The sequence below is a fragment of the Nonomuraea sp. SBT364 genome, assembly GCF_001083785.1.
Taxonomy (GTDB): domain Bacteria; phylum Actinomycetota; class Actinomycetes; order Streptosporangiales; family Streptosporangiaceae; genus Nonomuraea.
The window spans coordinates 13,729-33,109 of record NZ_LAVL01000093.1; the positions used below are offsets into that span (position 1 = coordinate 13,729).

Sequence of the window (19,381 nt, forward strand, 5' to 3'; positions counted from 1 at the left end):
CCCGTCGCCCGTCGCCGGTCGCGGCTGTGGTGCCGTGTGGTGTCGTGTGGTGTCGTGTGGCGCCGTGGGTGCGGCGGGCGGTCAGTCGCAGCCGCAGCTGCAGCCGTCACAGGAGCAGCCGCCGTCCTCCGAGCAGCAGCAGCCGCAGTTGCAGTTGGAGCAGCAGTCCCAGTCGGAGCAGTCGCACCGCTGGCAGAAGGAGCTCTCGTGCTCCTCGTCCCACTCCGGCCGGTACAGCCCGCACGTACAGCAGGTCAGCGACGTGCACATGAACGACAGCAGCCCGCCCGGATCCTGCCTGCGCCGCCCGGGCGGCGCCCCCGGATCGTCCACGGGCGGGCGAGCGCCCGCGGTGGCGAAGGCGCGGGAGACGGCGCGGCCGGTCTCCTTCACCAGCAACGCGCGCGTCAGGCCCGGCCGGGGCAGGTCCAGGTCGTCGACGGCCTCGCGCAGCGCGGTCCGGGCCGCGTCGCAGTGACGGCGCGCGTCCGCGAGGGTGGTGCCGGTGGCGTCCAGCGGGTTGTACGCGCCGGACGCCCGGTCGTCGGCCAGGTCCTCCACGGCGTCGAGCAGGTGCGCCAACCGGCCGAACGCGCGCCCGGCGGCCTCCAGAGCCTCCCGGTTGCCCGGCCGGTCCGCGAGCACCGCCGTGTACCCGAACGCGGCGGCCACCGCCTCCTCCGTGGGCCCCGTCAACTCCCGCAGCCCGCCTCCTGCCGTCCCCTCACCGTCGCCCCGGCCCCATCTATCGGGCGCCGAGCCCGCCACCCCGGCGCTCACCCCGGCAGAACCGGGCACGGACCCCCGATCCGCCCGGGCCCCCGGGAGAGTCCCGCCCCGCACCCAGAGGTCCGGGACGGATGCGCTGACCGTTGGTGTGGGGGTGGTGGGCGGGAGGTGGGGAGGGCGTTCGAGGAGGGCCTGGCGGGCCGCGGCCGAGGTGAGGGGGCGCGGGTCGAAGCCGAGCGCGTCCGCGGTGGTGGTGCCCGAGGCCGACCAGCGGCGCGCCAGGCGGGTCGCCGCGGCGGCCACCAGCGGGCGCGCGTACCGGCCGTCGCCGTCCGACACGTGGTCGCGCATCTTGCCGGCGGCCAGCAGCAGCGACACCGAGGCCGCCAGCCGCGCCCCGTCGGCCTGCGCCACGTCGGCCCTGGCGAAGCCGCGCAGCGGGCACGGCCCCGCCCGCCGGCGCGCGGGAGGCGTGACGGCCTGGGCCTCGGTGAGCACGGACACCAGCAGGCCGTCGTAGTTGGTCACCAGGCGGGACAGCTGCCCGTGCTCGTCCCTGAGCGCCAGGCACAGCCCGCACAGGTGGGCCATCCAGTCCGCGTAGAGCCCTTTGCACATGACGTGCCGACACGGGCGGACAATGCCGAACATACGTCCCCTTTGTGCAGTATGGCGGAGCCCACCGTAGCACCGGATCTTCGTCATCAGGGGCGGGATGGTATGCAAGGGGCACATCGCGCACCGCCGAGAGGATGCCATGCCCGTCACTCCAGGCCCGTTCGCCGGCCGTACCGTCTCCGACCTCGCCCTGGACCTGCGCGCGGGCCGCGTCACCGCGACCGAGCTGACCCGGTGGGCGCTCGACGCCGTCACCCGGCTCGACCCCGCGATCAACGCGTTCGTCTGCGTGGACGCCGACGGCGCGCTGGAGGCGGCCGGCCAGGCGGACCGCGAGCTGGCCGGGGGCGCCGACCGGGGGCCGCTGCACGGGATGCCCGTCGGCGTCAAGGATCTGATCATGGTCGCGGGCCTGCCCGCCGCCATGGGTTCGCGGCACTTCGCCGGGTACGTCCCGGACACCGACGCCGCCTGCGTGACACGGCTACGGGAGGCCGGCGCGGTGATCGTCGGCAAGACCACGACGCACGAGTTCGCGTACGGGCCGACGGGCGACCGCTCGGCCAACGGAGCATCGCGCAACCCCCGGGACCCCGAGCGCATGTCGGGCGGCTCCAGCGGCGGCAGCGCGGCGGCCGTGGCGGCGGGCCTGGTCCCGCTGGCGCTCGGCACCGACACGGGCGGCTCGGTCCGCATCCCCGCCGCGCTGTGCGGGGTCGCCGGCTTCAAGCCCGCGTACGGCGCGATCCCCGCCGACGGCGTCTTCCCCCTGTCACGCACGCTCGACCACGTGGGCGTCCTCGCCGCCGACGCGCGGGACTGCCTGGCGGCCTACACGTGCCTCACCGGCGAACCCCTGGAGGAGGAGGGCGGCCGGGCGGCCCGGGTGGCCTGGCTGGACCCCGGGGACTTCTTCGCCGGCGATCCGCGGGTGGTGGCGCTGGCGCGGGAGGCGGCCGGGGCACCGGAGGAGGTGCGGCTGCCCGGGGGCGTCGCCGCGGAGTTGCGGGATACGTACACGGTCATCCAGAGCTGTGAGACGGTCGCCGTGCACGCGGACCGGCTGGCCGGCGCGCCCGAGCTGTTCGACCCGGAGGTGCTCGAACGGCTGCGCGCCGCCGCCGAGGTGCCCGCGTGGCGGTACGTGCGGGCGATGGCGGAGCGGTCACGGCTCGCCGGGGTGGCGGGCGCGCTCTTCGAGCGGCACGACGTGCTCGCGCTGCCGGCCGTGCTGCTGACCGCGCCGCCGCTCCTGCGGCGGGAGACCGTGCTGAACGGTGCGAGCGTCGCCGTCCGCGCCGCCCTGCTCGCCCTGACCAGCCCGTGGAACGTGCTCGGCCTGCCCGCGCTGACCGTCCCCGCCGGGCTGGTGGACGGCCTGCCGGTGGGGCTGCAACTGGTGTGCCGGCCCGGCCGCGAACGCCTCCTGTTCGAGGCCGCCGCGGCCGGGGGCGGAGATCAGCCGGGGAAGTAGCGGCTCCAGCCGGCGCCCAGCTCGACCCGTCCGGCGAAGGCGTTGCCGCCCCGGCCGTTCCAGACCTGGAGATGGTCACCGGCGACGGCGGCAAGGTCGCCGAGGCCGTCGCCGTCGACGTCACCGAGCGAGGTGAGCGTGGAGGCGTACGGGGCCCAGCCCGGACCCACGGGCGCGGGCGGGGCGAAGGAGTTGTCGCCGCGCCCGTTCCGGACGTGCAGGACGTCGCCCTCGACGGCGAGCAGGTCGCCGACGCCGTCGTCGTCGAAGTCGCCCGCGACCGGCTTGCCGGAGGCGGCCCAGCCGCCGGCGTCCACGCGGGAGGCGAAGGTGCCGTCCCCCCGGCCGTTCCAGACGGAGAAGGCGCCTTCGGCGACGGCGCCGAGGTCGGCGTACCCGTCGCCGTTCACGTCACCCAGCGAGACGAGGGTCGAGGCGTACGGGCCCCAGCCTGGGCCGAGTGCGAGCGCGTCGCCGAACTCGTTGCTGCCCTCGCCTTTCCAGAGGTGCAGGACGCCGTTCTTGACCGCGGCCAGATCGCTGATGCCGTCGCTGGTGAAGTCGCCGGCGACGGGCTTGCCGTAGGGGGTCCAGCCGCCGCCGACGTCGCCCCGGCCGGTGAAGCCGTTGCCGCCTAGGCCGTTCCAGACCGACAGGGTGCCGTCGGCCACGGCGAAGATGTCGCCGGCGCCGTCGCCGTTGAAGTTGGCGCCGTGGAGGCTGAGCGTGTGGGGGAAGTAGCGGCTCCAGCCGGCGCCGAGCTCGACCCGTCCGGCGAAGGCGTTGCCGCCCCGGCCGTTCCAGACGTGCAGGTGGCCGCCGTAGGCGGCGGTGATGTCGGAGTGGCCGTCGCCGTCGAGGTCACCGAAGGAGCGCAGGGTGGCGGCGTACGCCGTCCACCCGGCGCCGATCTCGTTGGCCCCGGTGAACTCGTTGCGGCCGCGCCCGTTCCAGATGTACAGGGTGCCGTCCTTCACGGCGGCCAGGTCGCCGAGGCCGTCGTTGTTGAAGTCGCCGCCGATCGGCTTGCTGTAGACGGTCCAGCCGCCCCCGATGTCGACGCCGCTGACGAAGGCATTGCGGCCCGTGCCGTTCCAGACGGTGAGGGTGCCGCCGTCGAGGGCGCCGAGGTCGGCGTTCCCGTCGCCGTTGACGTCACCCAGCGAGGTCAGGCTGTCCGCGTACGGCGTCCAGCCCCGGCCCAGCTCGATCGGGTTGCCGAATGCGTTGCCGCCCCGGCCGTTCCAGATGTACAGGGTGCCGTCCTTCACGGCGGCCAGGTCGCCGAGGCCGTCGTTGTTGAAGTCGCCCGCGACGGGTTTGCTGTAGGGGGTCCAGCCGCCGCCGACCTCCACGCGGCCGGAGAAGCCGGTGCCGCCCCGGCCGTTCCAGATGGACAGCGTGCCACCGGCGACGGCGAAGATGTCGGCGATGCCGTCGGCGTCGAAGTCCGCGGCCCCCGGGTCACGTGGCCTCCAGAGGGCGTCCACGATCTTCCGTGCGTCGCCGGCCTGGTCCTGGTAGCGGTCCGGGTACCTGGACACCTGGACCGTCTGGCACACCTTGCCGATCTCCGCGTCCTGCCAGCGGCCGTCCGGGTACTCGTCGATCATCTTGTTGAGGAACGCGTTGGTGGCCCAGATCGGATTGAGCCGGTTCGCGACGGAACCCCAGTGCGCGCGTTGCTGGAACAGGCCCAGGCTGTCGTGGTCGAGCTCCTCGCTGACGTTCTCGATGAGCGATTCCACGATCGTGGTGGTGATCGCGATGACCGCGGCGCGTTTGGGCAGCCCGCGATCCTGGACCGCCTTCACGACCATGCGGGCGCAGGAGACGCGGTAGGCGTTCATGTCGCCGCCGCCCAGCTCGCCGGTGAGGACGCCGTTCAGTTGCCGAGCCACGGCGGCGTCGACGCCGGTCTCGCCTCGTGGGTCGCAGGCCACGTGGGGGAAGGTGGTGATGGTCACATCGCCGTCCGGCGGCCCGGTGGGGTCGGCGGCGGCGTTCGCCGGGGCGGCCGGCGGGAGGGCGAGCATCGTGAGCGCGGTCAGTGCCACCGTCACGATGGCGTGTGGGCGCCTGCTGGAGATCATCTGTGTTCTCCGGGTTTCTGTCGGGGGTGATCCGCCGTGGCGGAGTGATGCCGTCCCGGGCTGTCGGCCCGTGACGAGGGGTCAGCCGCGGCCAGCTTCACCGGGTCCGGGCCGGCATCCGCTTTCGCAGGGTTGCCGGACGCCCGCATTTCTTTTCCGCGGCCCCGGGACGAATTCCGCCGGCCCGCGGGCAGCCACTTCCTCCTTTCCGGGGCGGAAGACTTTCGGTGCGGAAATCGCATGTGGCGCCGTCGGGGATTCCCGGTGAACACACCTGGTCCCGGTCGGCGGCCGTGGCCGAGGGCGCTGCCGCTGACCGGTTCCGTCGTCCTGGCGGGATGCCGGCCTTCTTCAGCACGCCATTCCTTTCGCCCGGACCTCGTACTCGGCGTATTCCTGAACGCGTCACGGCGCGTTCAACGGAATACGCGATGCCGAGGGTAAATGGCGAGGGTATGCCGGTGGTATGTCCGCGTTTTATCGGCGAATGCCGCGTCGGTGACCGAGCAGGGAACGGCCGGACCGCCGAAACCTTCGGAGCGTCCGGTCCGGCGCCGGGCGGCGGCCCGATCAGCTGGGCGGCGGGGCCGCCGTCCGACGTCGGCGTGCCGGGGAGGCGCGCCCGGCCTCGTGGACGTGGTGTTTCTGGATTGTTACCGGGAACAACAAACTCCCCCCACCCAGGGTCTTCCAAAGCAGGCTGTACCGGAATACGTTGCCGCAAACAACATTCATCCGGGCCCCTCCGGAAGAAAGGACCCTGCACCCATGCGCAAGGGGATCCTCAGCTCGACGGCCGCGGCAGCAGCGCTGGCACTCGGTCTCACCGCCTGCGGGGGCGACGGCGGGACGACCACCACGACCTCCTCCGCCCCGGCCGCCTCCTCACCCGCGGCGGCCGGCAAGATCGGCGTCATCCTGCCCGACAGCAAGTCGTCGGCCCGCTGGGAGACGGCGGACCGCAAATATCTGCAGGAGGCGTTCGAGGCCGCGGGCGTCGCCTACGACATCCAGAACGCCCAGAACGACAAGACGGCCTTCCAGACCATCGCCGACCAGATGATCACGAACGGCGCCACCGTCCTGATGATCGTCAACCTGGACAGCGGCACCGGGAAGACCGTCATCGACAAGGCCAAGTCCCAGGGCGTGGCCACCATCGACTACGACCGGCTGACGCTGGGCGGCGGCGCCGCGTATTACGTCAGCTTCGACAACACCAAGGTCGGCACCCTGCAGGGCGAGGGCCTGAGCAAGTGCCTGGCCGACAAGAAGGCCGAAAAGCCCATCGTGGCCTATCTGAACGGCTCCCCGACGGACAACAACGCCACGCTGTTCAAGGAGGGGTACGACGGCGTCCTCAAGCCCAAGTTCGACGCGGGCGAGTACGTCAAGGGCCCGGACCAGGCCGTGCCCGACTGGGACAACACCCAGGCCGGCACCATCTTCGAGCAGATGCTCACCAGTGAGCCGAAGATCGCCGGCGTGCTGGCCGCCAACGACGGCCTGGGCAACGCCGCCATCACCGTGCTGAAGAAGAACAAGCTCAACGGCAAGGTGCCGGTGACCGGCCAGGACGCCACCGTGCAGGGCCTGCAGAACATCCTGGCGGGCGACCAGTGCATGACCGTCTACAAGGCCGTCAAGAAGGAGGCCGACGCCGCCGCCGCGCTCGCGGTCGCGCTGGCCAAGGGCGAGAAGCCGGCGGCCGGCGGCAGCGTCAAGGACCCGGAGAGCGGCCAGGACGTCCCGTCCGAGCTCCTGGAGCCGCAGGCCATCTACTTCGAGAACGTCAAGGACGTGGTGGCGGACGGCTACGTCACCAAGGAGGAGCTGTGCACCGGCGACTTCGCCGACAAGTGCACCGAAGCGGGAATCCAGTAGTACCGGCATGGGGCACGGTCCGCGCTCGGGGCGCGGGCCGTGCTCAACCCGAGGGAGCCTCATGACCCCCCTGCTCGAAGTGCGCGGGATCGACAAGAGTTTCGGGCCCGTGCAAGTCCTGCACGACGTCGCGTTCTCCGCCCATGCGGGCGAGGTCACCGCGCTGGTCGGCGACAACGGCGCCGGCAAGTCGACGCTGGTCAAGTGCGTCGGCGGTATCTATCCGATCGACTCGGGCGAGATCGTCTTCGACGGCCGCCCGGTCCAGGTGCACGGCCCCCGCGACGCGGGCGAACTCGGCATCGAGATCGTCTACCAGGACCTGGCGCTCTGCGACAACCTCGACATCGTCCAGAACATGTTCCTGGGACGCGAGCGCCGCCGGGGCCTGGTGCTCGACGAGGCTTCCATGGAGGAGCTGGCCGAGCAGACGCTGAGCGGCCTGTCCGTGCGGACCGTCAAGTCCATCCGCCAGCAGGTCTCCAGCCTGTCCGGCGGGCAGCGGCAGACGGTCGCCATCGCCAAGGCCGTGCTGTGGAACAGCAAGGTCGTCATCCTCGACGAGCCGACCGCCGCGCTCGGCGTCGCCCAGACCGCCCAGGTGCTCGAACTGGTGCGCAGGCTGGCCGACAAGGGCCTGGCCGTCGTGCTCATCTCGCACAACATGAACGACGTGTTCGCCGTCTCCGACCAGATCGCGGCGCTCTACCTCGGCAGGATGGCCGCCCAGGTCAGGACCGCCGACGTGACGCACGCGCAGGTCGTCGAACTGATCACATCCGGCCGCAGCGGAGACCTGGGGATCGTGCCATGAACAAGGTCAAGGAACTGCCCGGAGAGGCCATCGTCACGGCGGCGCAGACGCCGTCGATCGGGCACAGCGTGCGCGCCTACGCCGAGCGCGTGCGCGGCGGCGACATGGGCGCGCTGCCGGCGGTGCTCGGCCTGGTGGTGCTCTGCTCGGTCTTCGCCGTCGCCCGCCCGTCCTTCCTCAGCCCGATCAACTTCGCCAACCTGTTCACGCAGGGCGCCGCGATCACGGTGATCGCGATGGGCCTGGTGTTCGTGCTGCTGCTCGGCGAGATCGACCTGTCGGCCGGGTTCGCCAGCGGCGTCTGCGCGGCGGTGCTGGCGGTGACGCTGACCTCGTTCGGCCTGCCGTGGTACGTGTGCGTGCTGGCGGCGATCGTCACCGGGGTGGTCATCGGCGTCGTGCTCGGCACGCTGGTGGCCAAGGTCGGCATCCCGTCGTTCGTGGTGACGCTGGCCGCCTTCCTCGCCTTCCAGGGGCTCGTGCTCGTACTGGTGGACGAGGGCAAGAACATCTCGATCAGGAACGAGGTGATCGTCGCCGTCGCGGGCCGCAACCTGCCGCCGTGGCTCGGCTGGGCGCTGTACGCGGCGTGCGTGGCGATCTACGCCGCCGTCCAGCTCGTCCGGGCGCGCCGGCGGGCCGGGCGGGGGCTGGTGGCCGACCCCCTGTCGCTGATCGCGGTCCGGGTCGGCTCGCTGGCCGTCATCGCCGGTCTCGCGGTGTACGTCCTCAACCTGGAGCGCAGCCGCAACCCGCTGCTCACCTCGCTGACCGGGGTGCCGATCGTGGTCCCGGTGATCCTGGCGCTGCTGGTGCTGTGGACGTTCGTGCTGCGCCGTACCGCGTTCGGGCGGCACATCTACGCGGTCGGCGGGAACGCGGAGGCGGCCCGCAGGGCCGGCATCGCGGTCGACCGGATCAAGGTCAGCGCGTTCGTGATCTGCTCGGCCATGGCGGCGGTCGGCGGCATCATCGCCGCCTCCCGGGCCAGCTCCGTCGACCCGAACACGGGCGGCAGCTCGGTGCTGCTGTACGCGGTCGGCGCGGCGGTGATCGGCGGCACCAGCCTGTTCGGCGGCAAGGGCCGGGTGGTCGACGCGATACTCGGCGGCGCCGTCGTCGCGGTGATCGAGAACGGCATGGCCCTGATGGGATACGGGTCGAGCGTGAAGTATCTCGTCACCGGCAGCGTCCTGCTGCTGGCCGCGGGGGTGGACGCGCTGGCGCGCAAACGGGCGGCCTCCGCTGGTCTAAGGTGATCAGCGACTTCCACCCGTTGAAGGAACCTCAGACGATGCGTGCCGGCCCCTCGCAGGAGGACATCAGGCGCCACAACCTCGGCGCGCTGCTTCGCCATGTCCATCTGGGCGGGCCGATCTCGCGGGCCGAGCTGACCTCGCGGATGGGGCTCAACCGCAGCACGATCATGGCGCTCACCTCCGACCTGACCGCCGCCGGGCTGGTGCGCGAGGAGCTGCCGCGCGAGACGGGCCGCGCCGGCCGCCCCTCGCTGGTGGTGCGCCCGGAGTCGTCGCGGGTGTACGTGTTCGCCTTCGACGTCAGCCCCGACCGGCTGGCCGTGGCCAGGGTCGGGCTCGGCGGCCTCATCCTGGACCGCAGGGAGGTGGCGCGCGAGCGTGACGCGCTGGCGCTCGGCGAGCTGGCCGGGGTGCTGGCCGGGTTCGCCCGCCAGATGCGGCGCCGGACCCGCGACGACACGGTCTGCGTGGGCGCGGCGGCGGCGGTGCCGGGCGGGGTGCGCAAGGGCGACGGCGTGGTCACCTTCGGCCCCAACCTGATGGTCGAGAAGGCCGTGCCGTTCGGCGAGGAGCTGGGCCGCAGGCTCGGCCTCGGCCTGCCGGTGAGCGTGGGCAACGACGCCAACCTGGCGGCGCTGGCCGAGCACAGCCGCGGCGTGGGCGCGGCCGTCAAGGATCTCGTCTACCTGCACGGCGACGTCGGCATCGGCGGCGGCATCATCACGGGCGGCCACCTGCTGGGCGGCCACGACGGCTACGGCGGCGAGGTCGGCCACATCGTGGTCAACCCGGGCGGCCGGGCCTGCGGCTGCGGCTCGCACGGCTGCCTGGAGGCCGAGGTGGGTGAGCGCGCGCTGCTGGAGGCGGCCGGCCGGTTCCGCTCGGGGCAGCACGGCCGCGACGCGGTCCGCGCGGTGGTCGAGGCGGCCGACCGGGGCGACATCGTCGCGCAGGAGGCGCTCAAACGGGTCGGCGACTGGCTCGGCCTGGGCATCGCCAACCTGGTCAACATCTTCAACCCGGAAATGGTGATCTTCGGGGGGATGCTGCGGGAGGTCTACCTCGGCTCGGCCGCCCAGGTGCGCAGCCGCCTGACCCTGCACGCGATGGCGCCGCAGCGCGAGCGGCTGCGGCTGCGCACCTCGTCCCTGGCCGACGACGCGACGCTCGTGGGCGCGGCCGAGCTGGCCTTCGCCCACGTGCTCGCCGATCCTCTGGAGGTGCTGGCCAGGGCCGGCACCTAGGCGACGCGGGAGTTCGGCGCCGTCCAGGTGTTGCAGTAGCGGGCCGTGCCGCTGGTGAAGCCGCGGTCCTGCCAGTAGGCGAGGTTGCGCGGCTTGCCGTGGATCTTGCTCTCGTCCGCCTGCTTGATCGCCTCGACCCACTGGTCCCAGGTGATGCCCGGGTCGATCGAGTCGATCGTGGAGCGGTAGAAGACGCCGGCGAAGCATTCGGCCTGCATCTCCAGCCGGTGGCTGAGCACCGTGCGGGCCCTGTTCCCGGCGCGCCAGTAGAGCCGGTTCTGCGCGTCCAGGATGCCGCTGAGCTCCTGCACGTGGTGGCCCCACTCGTGGGCGACGGAGTGCGCGATGTTCATCCTGAACGGGTCGCGCAGGTCACGCTTCTGGATCCGGATCGCGATCGTGCGGTGGGCCGGGCAGTACTGGGCGCCATTGCTGGTGATCTTGCCGCAGACCGAGCGGCTGCCCGTGGTGACGGCCAGCTTCGGCGGCGAGTAGCGCAGGCCGGCGGCCCTGAACCGGGCCGCCCAGAAGCGGTTGGCGCACCGGGCCATGGCCTTGTGGAAGGTCTTGACGGAGACGGCGCTGCCGGCGCGGATCTCGGGGATCGCGCAGGTCATCGTGGAGGGGGTGCCGGACCGGTAGATCTTGTTCTTGGTCAGTACGGCAGGCAGCCCCGAGCTCGCGGACTTCGTCTCGGCGCTGGCCGTACCAGACAGAGCCAGACCCGCGATCATGCAGACAGACGCTGCGATAAGGGGAATACGCACGATCGCGGATCTTAGACCAGTTCGTGGTGTTTGGTTAGACCAATGTGGCATCTGAGGCCAGGGTGCGGCCGCACCGGGATCGGTACGGCCGCACGAAGGTTCGGGCGTGTTTCGGGCGTGGGGTCAGGCGACGTAGCGCGAGGAGACCCGCCAGGTGTTGCAGGAGCCCGGGGAGGCGGAGCTGAAGCCCCGCTTCATCCAGAACGCCTGCGACGGGCCCTTGCCGTGGTCGTTGCGCGCCCAGCCCTCGTGGCCGTGGTCGTGGAACCAGTCCACGATCTGCGCCCAGCGGCCGGAGTCGACGGGCAGGGTGTCACGCACGGTCCGCATGAAGACCGAGGAGAAGCACTCGGCCTGCAGCTCCGAGCGGCGCGAGAGCAGGAGCCTGGCGGAGCCGCGGGCGCTGTTGTAGGCCGGGCCGTAGTAGTTCCAGATCCCGGAGATGGCCTGCACGTGGTGGCCGTACTCGTGGGCCATCAGGCGGGCGATGCCGATCGGGTCGGGGTTGCGCAGCTGGGTCTTGGTGATGAGCATGTACATCGTGCGGTTGGACGAGCAGTAGTAGCCGTCCGCGCCCGACATCCAGCGCCCGCACGGGCTGCTGACCTTGCTGGTCGTGATGCGCAGCCTCGGCTTGGCGAACGACAGGCGCGCCTTGCGGAACTGCGAGGCCCACGACTTGTTCAGGCAGTTGGTGACCCGGGTGAGGAAGCGCTTGTAGGCCGCCGTGCTGCCCCGGGGGAGGCTGCCGGGACGGCAGTTGGACGAGGCCAGCCGGCCGGTCTTGTACAGCGGGTTGTTCGTGGCGGCCGCCTTGCCGCGGGGCGCGGCGGTCTGCTGCTGCTGTTGCTGTGCCTGCGTGACCTTCTGTGCTGCTTTGGCAGTGTTCGCCTCGGCGACCGCCGTGCCCGCGCCCGCCAGGGAGATGATGACCCCGGCAGCCAGCAGTGACGACAGTTTCTTCATGGGGAGAGTGTTCATAGTGAGGGAAAGACTAGGTCAAGTTCTGACAAATGGGGGTGCATTTGACTCGATGAGGTCAGCGTGTCGTCCGCGAACTAGACTTCTTGCGTCGGCGTACAAGACCAGAGGGGAGTCTGATCCGTGAGCGGGTTGCTGGGCTCAGTCAAGGGACCGCACGACGTCAAGAGGCTCGCTGCCGAGGAGTTGCCGCGGCTGGCGGGTGAGGTGCGTGACCTGCTCGTCGACTCGTGCGCGAAGTTCGGCGGGCACCTGGGACCCAACCTGGGGGTGGTGGAGCTGACCATCGCCATCCACCGGGTCTTCGACTCGCCGCGTGACCCGGTCGTCTGGGACACCGGGCACCAGGGCTACGTGCACAAGCTGCTGACCGGCAGGGCCGCCGGGTTCGACGCCCTCAAGCAGGAGGGCGGCCTGTCGGGCTACCCGAGCCGGGCCGAGTCCGAGCACGACTTCGTCGAGAACTCGCACGCCTCGACCGCGCTGTCCTACGCCGACGGCCTGGCCAAGGCGTTCAAGCTGCGCGGCGAGCACGACCGCACGGTCGTCGCGGTGATCGGCGACGGGGCGCTGACCGGCGGCATGGCCTGGGAGGCGCTCAACAACATCGCCGGGGCCAAGGATCTGCCGATCGTCATCGTCGTCAACGACAACGGCCGCTCCTACTCGCCGACCATCGGCGGGCTCGCCTCGCACCTGTCGTCGCTGCGGGTCAACCGGCGCTACGAGGACATGCTCGAATACGTCAAGGGCAAGATCGGGAACGTTCCCGTGCTCTACGACGCCCTGCACGGCATCAAGAAGGGCGTCAAGGACGTCATCGCGCCGCAGGCCATGTTCGAGGACCTCGGCCTGAAATACGTCGGCCCCATCGACGGCCACGACGAGCAGGCCATGGAGGCGGCGCTGCGCAAGGCCCGCGGCTTCCGCGGCCCGGTCATCGTGCACGCCCTCACCCAGAAGGGCCGCGGCTACAGCCCCGCGGAGAACCACGACGAGGACCAGTTCCACTCGCCCGGCGCCTTCGACCGCGCCACCGGCGCCGAGAAGCCCAAGGGCCGCGTCTGGACCAACGTGTTCAGCGAGGAGCTCGTCCGGCTCGGCCGCGAGCGCGACGACCTGGTGGCGATCACCGCGGCGATGCTGCACCCGACCGGCCTGGCCGCCTTCGCCGAGGCGTTCCCCGAGCGCATCTACGACGTCGGCATCGCCGAGCAGCACGCCCTGACCAGCGCCGCCGGCCTGGCGCTGGGCGGCATGCACCCGGTGGTCGCCGTCTACGCCACCTTCCTCAACCGCGCCTTCGACCAGCTCCTGATGGACGTGGCGCTGCACCGGCTGCCGGTCACCGTGGTGCTCGACCGCGCGGGCGTCACCGGCGACGACGGCGCCAGCCACAACGGCATGTGGGACCTGTCGATCCTGCAGGTCGTGCCCGGCCTGCGGGTCGCGGTGCCGCGCGACGGCGAGCGGCTCACCGAGCTGCTGCGCGAGGCGGTGGCCGTCTCCGACGGGCCCACCGTGCTGCGCTTCCCCAAGGGCCCGGTGGCCGAGGCCGCCGAGGCCGTCGGCAGCCTCGGCACCATGGACGTGCTGCGCGAGCCCGCCGCCGACGAGCCCGACGTGCTGCTGGTCGGCGTCGGCCCGATGACGCGGGCCTGCCTCGACGCGGCGGTCCTGCTCGACGCGCAGGGCATCTCCTCGACCGTGGTCGACCCGCGCTGGGTCAAGCCGCTCGACGAGGCGCTGGTCGGCGCCGCGCGGGCGCACAAGCTGGTCGCCGTCGTCGAGGACAACGGCCGGGTGGGCGCCGTCGGCGACGCCGTCTCGCGGCTGCTGCGCGACGCCGACGTGGACGTGCCGGTGCGCTCCTACGGCATCCCGCAGGAGTTCCTCGACCACGCCAAGCGGGCGGCCATTCTTGGACGGATCGGGCTCACCGGACAGGATCTGGCGCGCCAGATCACGGAGGCGGTCGCCCGGCGCAGTTCCCCCGTGGTGAGCCCTTCGTAAGCGGCGCATGATCACTCACGGTGGGGGAAGGTCGCTCACCGTGGATATCTTTCGCACCAAGAGTGTCGAGCAGTCGATCCGCGACACCGAAGCCCCCGAGCACCAGCTCCGCAAGCGCCTGAACGCCGTGGACCTGACCGTCTTCGGCATCGGCGTGATCGTGGGCACCGGCATCTTCGTGCTGACCGGGCAGGTGGCCAAGGAGATGGCCGGTCCGGCCGTGGCGATCTCGTTCGTGGTCGCCGCGGTCGTCTGCGGTCTGGCGGCGCTGTGCTACGCCGAGTTCGCCTCGACGATCCCGGTCGCCGGCTCCGCCTACACCTTCGCCTTCGCCACGCTGGGCGAGTTCCCCGCCTGGATCATCGGCTGGGACCTGGTGCTGGAGATGGCCCTGGCCGCCGCCGTGGTCGCGGTCGGCTGGTCGGGCTACTTCTCCTCGCTGATGTCCTCGATCGGCGTCAACCTGCCGGCCTCGATCGCGGGTGACGATCCGGTGGTCAACCTGCCGGCGATGGTCATCGTGCTGATCCTCACCGCGGTCCTGATCGCCGGGATCAAGCTCTCGTCCCGGGTCAACCTGACCATCGTGGTCATCAAGGTCGCCGTCATCCTGCTGGTGATCGTGGCCGGGCTGTTCTTCGTCAAGGCGGCCAACTACACGCCGTTCATCCCCGCGCCGGAGTCCACGCCCACCGTGGAAGGGGTCCAGGCGCCGCTGATCCAGGTGCTGTTCGGCATCACGCCGGTGGCGTTCGGCGTCCTCGGCGTCTTCTCCGCCGCCGCGATCGTGTTCTTCGCCTTCATCGGCTTCGACATCGTCGCCACCGCCGCCGAGGAGACCATCGAGCCGCAGCGCGACGTGCCGCGCGGCATCATCGGCTCGCTGGCCATCTGCACGATCCTGTACGTCGCGGTCTCGCTGGTCGTGGTGGGCATGCAGCACTACACCGAGCTGAGCAGCAGCGCGCCGCTCGCCGACGCCTTCACCGCGGTCGGCCAGTCGTGGGCGGCCACGCTCATCAGCATCGGCGCGATCGCGGGCCTCACCACCGTGGTGATGATCCTCATGCTCGGCCAGACGCGGGTGCTGTTCGCGATGTGCCGCGACGGGCTGCTGCCCCGCCCGCTGGCCCGGGTCAACCCCACGACCGGCACCCCCGCGGTGCTCACCGCGATCGTGGGCGTGGTGGCCGCGGTGCTGGCCGGGTTCATCTCGCTGGGCGCGCTGGCCGAACTGGTCAACATCGGCACGCTGTTCGCGTTCGTCGTCGTCTCGGCCGGCGTGATCATCCTCCGCCGCACCCGGCCGGAGCTCGAACGGGCCTTCCGCGCGCCGGGCGTGCCGGTGCTGCCGATCCTGGCCGTGCTGGCCTGCCTCTACCTGATGCTCAACCTGCCGGTCGAGACGTGGCTGAGGTTCGTCATCTGGATGGCGGTCGGCGCCGTGCTCTACTTCCTGTACGGCCGGCGACACAGCAGGGCCGGTCAGGTGGTCTGACGGCCCGGGGGCGGGCGGGCCACCCCCGGCGGGGCGGTCAGAGCGTGAAGACCGCCCCGCCCGCGGCACGCATCAGGCACGGGTTGCTGTAGACCCGGCCGAAGATGACGGGCTTGCCCCGCCACGTGCCGGCCACGACGACCGCGTGCGGGCGCAGCTCCCTGGTGCAGATCTGGCCGGGCGACGCGGCCAGCCTGCCCGGATCGCCGCCGGCCTTGCGCAGCAGCCGGCAGGCCGCGCGCGGCGACGGATGCGTCCCGCCGTCGCGGTCACAGGTCAGGGTGACGGCCTTGGGCTCGCCGCCCTTCTCCGCGACCAGGATCCGCAGAGCCGATCGCGGGTCGCGCTCCGCGAGTGCCGGTGCCGGTGCCGCCGCGGCGAACAGGAAGGCTCCGCTCAGCGCCAGCGCGCCGACCGCCTTCGACATGGTCCTCTCCCTTCGTAGCAAGGGACCACACGCTACGACGGAGAGTGATGGCCGTTGAGGAGGCCCGCCGTGCGGACCTCCTCAAAGACCTGCTAAAAGAGCAGGTCAAGCCGGAAGCGACGCCACTCCCGGCGGCAGGAAGCGTGACGAGGAGTGACCGCTGCGGTCCAGGTACGGCGTGATGCCGCCCAGGTGGAACGGCCAGCCCGCGCCCAGGATCATGCACAGGTCGATGTCCTGAGGCGCGGCCACCACGCCCTCGTCCAGCATGAGGCGGATCTCCTCGGACAGCGCGGCGAGCACCCGCTCGCGCACCTGCTCGGCCGTGGACGGTGCGGAGCCGCCCGCGAAGAGCGCCACCGCCTCGGCGTCGAGCGAGAAGTCCGGCCGGTACACGCCCGGCTTGCCGGAGGCGACCAGCTTGGCCAGGTTCGCCGAGACGCCGAACCGGTCGGGGAACGCCTCGTGCAGCGTCTCGGCCACGTGCATGCCGACGGCCGGGCCGACGAGCTGCAGCAGCGCGAACGGCGTCATCGGCAGCCCGAGGCCGTCCAGCGCGTGCTCGGCCGTCTCCAGCGGGGTGCCCTCGTCCACGGCGCTGATGACCTCGCCCATGAACCGGGTGAGCAGCCGGTTGACCACGAACGCCGGGGCGTCCTTGACCAGGACCGACGACTTCCTCAGCGACCTGCCGACGGCGAACGCGGTGGCCAGCGTGGCGTCGTCCGTCGCCGCGCCCTTGACGATCTCCAGCAGCGGCATGACGGCGACCGGGTTGAAGAAGTGGAAGCCGACCAGCCGCTCGGGGTGCGCCAGGCCGGCGCCCATCTCGGTCAGCGACAGCGAGGAGGTGTTGGTGGCCAGCGTGCAGTCGGCCCGTACCACGGCCTCCACCTCGGCGAACACCTGCTTCTTGACGGCCAGGTCCTCGAACACGGCCTCGATCACGAAGTCGGCGTCGGCGAACGCGTCCTTGGTCAGCGACCCGGTCACCAGCGCCTTGAGCCGGTTCGCCTGGTCGGCCGAGACGCGGCCCTTGCCCAGCAGCTTGTCCACCTCGGCGTGCACGTACCCGACGCCCTTGTCCAGGCGGGCCTGGTCGAGGTCGGTCAGCACGACCGGGACCTCCAGGCGGCGCGCGAACAGCAGCGCCATCTGCGAGGCCATCAGGCCCGCGCCGACGACGCCGACCTTGGTGACCTTGCGCGCCAGCGCCTTGTCCGGTGCGCCCGCCGGGCGCTTGGCCCGCCGCTGCACCAGGTCGAAGGAGTAGAGCCCGGCCCGCAGCTCGTCGCTCATCAGCAGGCCGGCCAGCGCCTCGTCCTCGGCGGCGAAGCCCTCGTCGCGGGAGGCCGTACGGGCCAGCGCGATGAGGTCGAGCGCCCGGTAGGGCGCGGGGGAGGAGCCGTGCAGCTTCAGGTCGACCAGGAAGCGCGCGTCGGCGACGGTCTTGTCCCAGTCGGCGGCCGTGTGGTCGGGGCGGGCGACCTGCTCGGCGCCCTGCAGGACGCGGGCCGCCCAGCGCAGCGACTCCTCCAGGAAGTCGGCCGGTTCGAACAGGGCGTCGGCCACGCCCAGCTCGAACGCCTGCGCGCCCTTGACCATGCGGTTCTGGGCGAGCGGGTTCTCGATGATCAGCTTGATCGCGTTCGCCGGGCCGACCAGGCGGGGGAGCAGCTGGGTGCCGCCCCAGCCGGGCACCAGGCCGAGGAAGCACTCGGGCAGCGCGACCGCCGGGACGCCGGAGGAGATCGTGCGGTAGGTGCAGTGCAGCGCGACCTCCAGGCCGCCGCCCATGGCCGCGCCGTTGACGAAGGCGAACGACGGGATGCCCAGCTCGCCCAGCCGCCGGAACACGTGGTGGCCCAGCGCGCCGATGGCCAGCGCCTCCTCGCGCGAGGCCACCTGGGCCGCGCCGTTGAGGTCGGCGCCGACGCCGAAGATGAACGGCTTGCCGGTCACGCCCACCGCCACCAGGTCGGTGCGGGCGGCGATCTCCGACAGCGCGCCGTTGAGCGCGAACAGGCCGTGCGGGCCGAACGTGTTGGGCTTGGTGTGGTCGAAGCCGTTGTCGAAGGTGATCAGGGCCATCGTGCCCGCGCCGCCGGGCAGCTCGACGTCGCGTACCAGGGCCTTGGTGACGACCTCGCCGGAATTGCGGTCGCTCAGCAGCGCGCGCCAGGTCTCGATGTCGCTCATGCCAGGTTCTCCCAGATCACGGTGCCGCCCATGCCCATGCCGACGCACATGGTGGTGATGCCGTAGCGCACGTCGGGGCGCTCGCCGAACTGGCGGGCGAGCTGCGTCATCAGCCGCACGCCTGAGGAGGCCAGCGGGTGGCCGAAGGCGATCGCGCCGCCGTAGGGGTTGACCCGGGAGTCGTCGTCGGCGATACCGAAGTGCTCCAGGAACGCCAGCACCTGGACGGCGAACGCCTCGTTGATCTCGAACAACCCGATGTCCGAAATATCAAGACCGGCCAGGCGGAGGGCCCGCTCGGTGGACGGGATCGGGCCGACGCCCATCACCTCGGGGTCCACGCCCGCGAACGCGTACGACACCAGCCGCATCTTCGGGCTCAGCCCCAGCTCGGCGGCCACCTCGGCGGCGGCGACCACACAGCCGGTGGCGCCGTCGTTGACGCCCGAGGAGTTACCCGCGGTGACGTTGCCGTGCGGCCGGAACGGCGTCTTCAGCCCGGCCAGGGCCTCCGCCGTGGTGCCCGGGCGGGGCGCCTCGTCCTGGACCGCCAGGCCCCAGCCCTTCTCGGCCGTCCTGATCGCCGTCGGCACCAGGTCCGGCTGGATCTTGCCGTCGGCGTACGCCTTGGCGACCTTCTCCTGCGACAGCACCGCGTAGGCGTCGGCGCGGTCCTTGGTGATCGTCGGGTAGCGGTCGTGCAGGTTCTCCGCCGTCATGCCCATGACCAGGGCGCTCGGGTCGACCAGCTTCTCCGACAGGAACCGCGGGTTCGGGTCGACGCCCTCGCCCATCGGGTGGCGGCCCATGTGCTCGACGCCGCCCGCGATGGCCACGTCGTAGGCGCCGAACGCGATGCCGCCCGCGACCGTGGTGACCGCGGTCATCGCGCCCGCGCACATGCGGTCGATCGCGTAACCGGGCACCGTCTTGGGCAGGCCCGCCAGCACCGCGGCCGAACGGCCGATGGTCAGGCCCTGGTCGCCGATCTGGGTGGTCGCGGCGATCGCGACCTCGTCCACCCGCTCGGGAGGCAGGCCGGGGTTGCGCCGGATGAGCTCGCGGATCACGCGGACGACCAGGTCGTCGGCGCGGGTCTCCGCGTACAGCCCCTTCGGCCCCGACCTGCCGAAAGGCGTGCGCACGCCGTCGACGAACACGACGTCACGAGAGGAAGGCACGGATTCGCTCCTCGTTGCTGGACAGCTTCCGAGCCCATGCTACTCGCCAGTAACTACTCCGCAGACGAGCGTCGCGGCCAGCAGGGCGTACACCGCGGCGGTGTGCGGGTCCCACAGGTGCGCGCGGGCGCCGACCAGGGCCGCGACCGCCACGGCGGCACACACCCAGAGCACCGGCCCCCGCTCCCCCGTGCGCGCCC

At 71.8% G+C, this 19,381-nt stretch carries 14 protein-coding genes; 7 read left to right on the plus strand and 7 right to left on the minus strand.

The annotated features are described in order from the left end of the window. Positions 1–81: 81 nt before the first annotated feature. The gene (locus ADY59_RS31155; protein ID WP_049569553.1) at positions 82–1,380 is read right to left on the minus strand and encodes a DUF5685 family protein; all 1,299 of its coding nucleotides are present in this window, start codon (positions 1,378–1,380) and stop codon (positions 82–84) included. 106 nt (positions 1,381–1,486) lie between these two features. Here ADY59_RS31155 and ADY59_RS31160 point away from each other — a divergent pair, with 106 nt between their 5' ends. After that, entirely contained in the window at positions 1,487–2,821 is a 1,335-nt protein-coding gene (locus ADY59_RS31160) for an amidase (RefSeq protein WP_049569556.1), read from the plus strand. Here the strand turns inward: ADY59_RS31160 and ADY59_RS47715 are convergent. Next, positions 2,806–4,914 carry an FG-GAP repeat domain-containing protein gene (locus ADY59_RS47715; RefSeq protein WP_156325848.1) on the minus strand — a complete coding sequence of 703 codons (2,109 nt, stop codon included), beginning with the start codon at positions 4,912–4,914 and terminating at the stop codon, positions 2,806–2,808. The two genes, ADY59_RS31160 and ADY59_RS47715, sit on opposite strands and share 16 nt — an antisense overlap. Before the next feature lie 768 nt (positions 4,915–5,682). On the opposite strand from ADY59_RS47715, the gene ADY59_RS31170 reads away from it, so the two are divergent. The 4 genes from ADY59_RS31170 (at position 5,683) to ADY59_RS31185 (ending at position 10,115) form a co-directional block, all read left to right on the plus strand. Then, the gene (locus ADY59_RS31170) at positions 5,683–6,798 is read left to right on the plus strand and encodes a sugar ABC transporter substrate-binding protein (RefSeq protein WP_049569559.1); all 1,116 of its coding nucleotides are present in this window, start codon (positions 5,683–5,685) and stop codon (positions 6,796–6,798) included. A 61-nt stretch (positions 6,799–6,859) separates the two neighbouring features. Beyond that, the gene (locus tag ADY59_RS31175; protein ID WP_049569562.1) at positions 6,860–7,612 is read left to right on the plus strand and encodes an ATP-binding cassette domain-containing protein; all 753 of its coding nucleotides are present in this window, start codon (positions 6,860–6,862) and stop codon (positions 7,610–7,612) included. Continuing rightward, positions 7,609–8,871, plus strand: coding sequence for a sugar ABC transporter permease (locus tag ADY59_RS31180; RefSeq protein WP_049569565.1), 1,263 nt, complete (start codon positions 7,609–7,611; stop codon positions 8,869–8,871). The genes ADY59_RS31175 and ADY59_RS31180 overlap by 4 nt, the downstream gene beginning before the upstream one ends. A 35-nt stretch (positions 8,872–8,906) precedes the next feature. Then, positions 8,907–10,115, plus strand: coding sequence for an ROK family transcriptional regulator (locus ADY59_RS31185; RefSeq protein WP_049569568.1), 1,209 nt, complete (start codon positions 8,907–8,909; stop codon positions 10,113–10,115). On the opposite strand, the gene ADY59_RS31190 is transcribed toward ADY59_RS31185, so the two are convergent. Together ADY59_RS31190 and ADY59_RS31195 are read right to left on the minus strand one after the other, a co-directional pair. Further along, positions 10,112–10,849 (minus strand): neutral zinc metallopeptidase, encoded by a 738-nt coding sequence (locus ADY59_RS31190; protein WP_049569572.1) that lies wholly within the window; start codon positions 10,847–10,849, stop codon positions 10,112–10,114. The two genes, ADY59_RS31185 and ADY59_RS31190, sit on opposite strands and share 4 nt — an antisense overlap. A gap of 156 nt (positions 10,850–11,005) precedes the next feature. Beyond that, positions 11,006–11,848: a neutral zinc metallopeptidase gene (locus ADY59_RS31195; RefSeq protein WP_049569575.1), complete on the minus strand. Its 843-nt coding sequence runs from the start codon at positions 11,846–11,848 to the stop codon at positions 11,006–11,008. Between the two features lie 147 nt (positions 11,849–11,995). Between ADY59_RS31195 and dxs the strand changes: the two genes are divergently transcribed. Together dxs and ADY59_RS31205 are read left to right on the plus strand one after the other, a co-directional pair. Further along, positions 11,996–13,876, plus strand: a complete 1,881-nt coding sequence (gene dxs, locus ADY59_RS31200; protein ID WP_049569578.1) for a 1-deoxy-D-xylulose-5-phosphate synthase — start codon at positions 11,996–11,998, stop codon at positions 13,874–13,876. Between the two features lie 40 nt (positions 13,877–13,916). Continuing rightward, a complete protein-coding gene (locus ADY59_RS31205) occupies positions 13,917–15,374 on the plus strand; it encodes an amino acid permease (RefSeq protein ID WP_082310540.1) in 1,458 nt (485 codons plus the stop codon). Positions 15,375–15,411: 37 nt separating this feature from the next. On the opposite strand, the gene ADY59_RS31210 is transcribed toward ADY59_RS31205, so the two are convergent. From ADY59_RS31210 to ADY59_RS31220, 3 genes are all read right to left on the minus strand, one after another. Beyond that, positions 15,412–15,801 (minus strand): SSI family serine proteinase inhibitor, encoded by a 390-nt coding sequence (locus tag ADY59_RS31210; RefSeq protein WP_049569583.1) that lies wholly within the window; start codon positions 15,799–15,801, stop codon positions 15,412–15,414. A 105-nt stretch (positions 15,802–15,906) separates the two neighbouring features. Beyond that, positions 15,907–18,000, minus strand: coding sequence for a 3-hydroxyacyl-CoA dehydrogenase NAD-binding domain-containing protein (locus tag ADY59_RS31215; RefSeq protein WP_049569586.1), 2,094 nt, complete (start codon positions 17,998–18,000; stop codon positions 15,907–15,909). Beyond that, positions 17,997–19,160, minus strand: coding sequence for a thiolase family protein (locus ADY59_RS31220; RefSeq protein ID WP_049569590.1), 1,164 nt, complete (start codon positions 19,158–19,160; stop codon positions 17,997–17,999). The genes ADY59_RS31215 and ADY59_RS31220 overlap by 4 nt, the downstream gene beginning before the upstream one ends. Positions 19,161–19,381 lie beyond the last annotated feature (221 nt).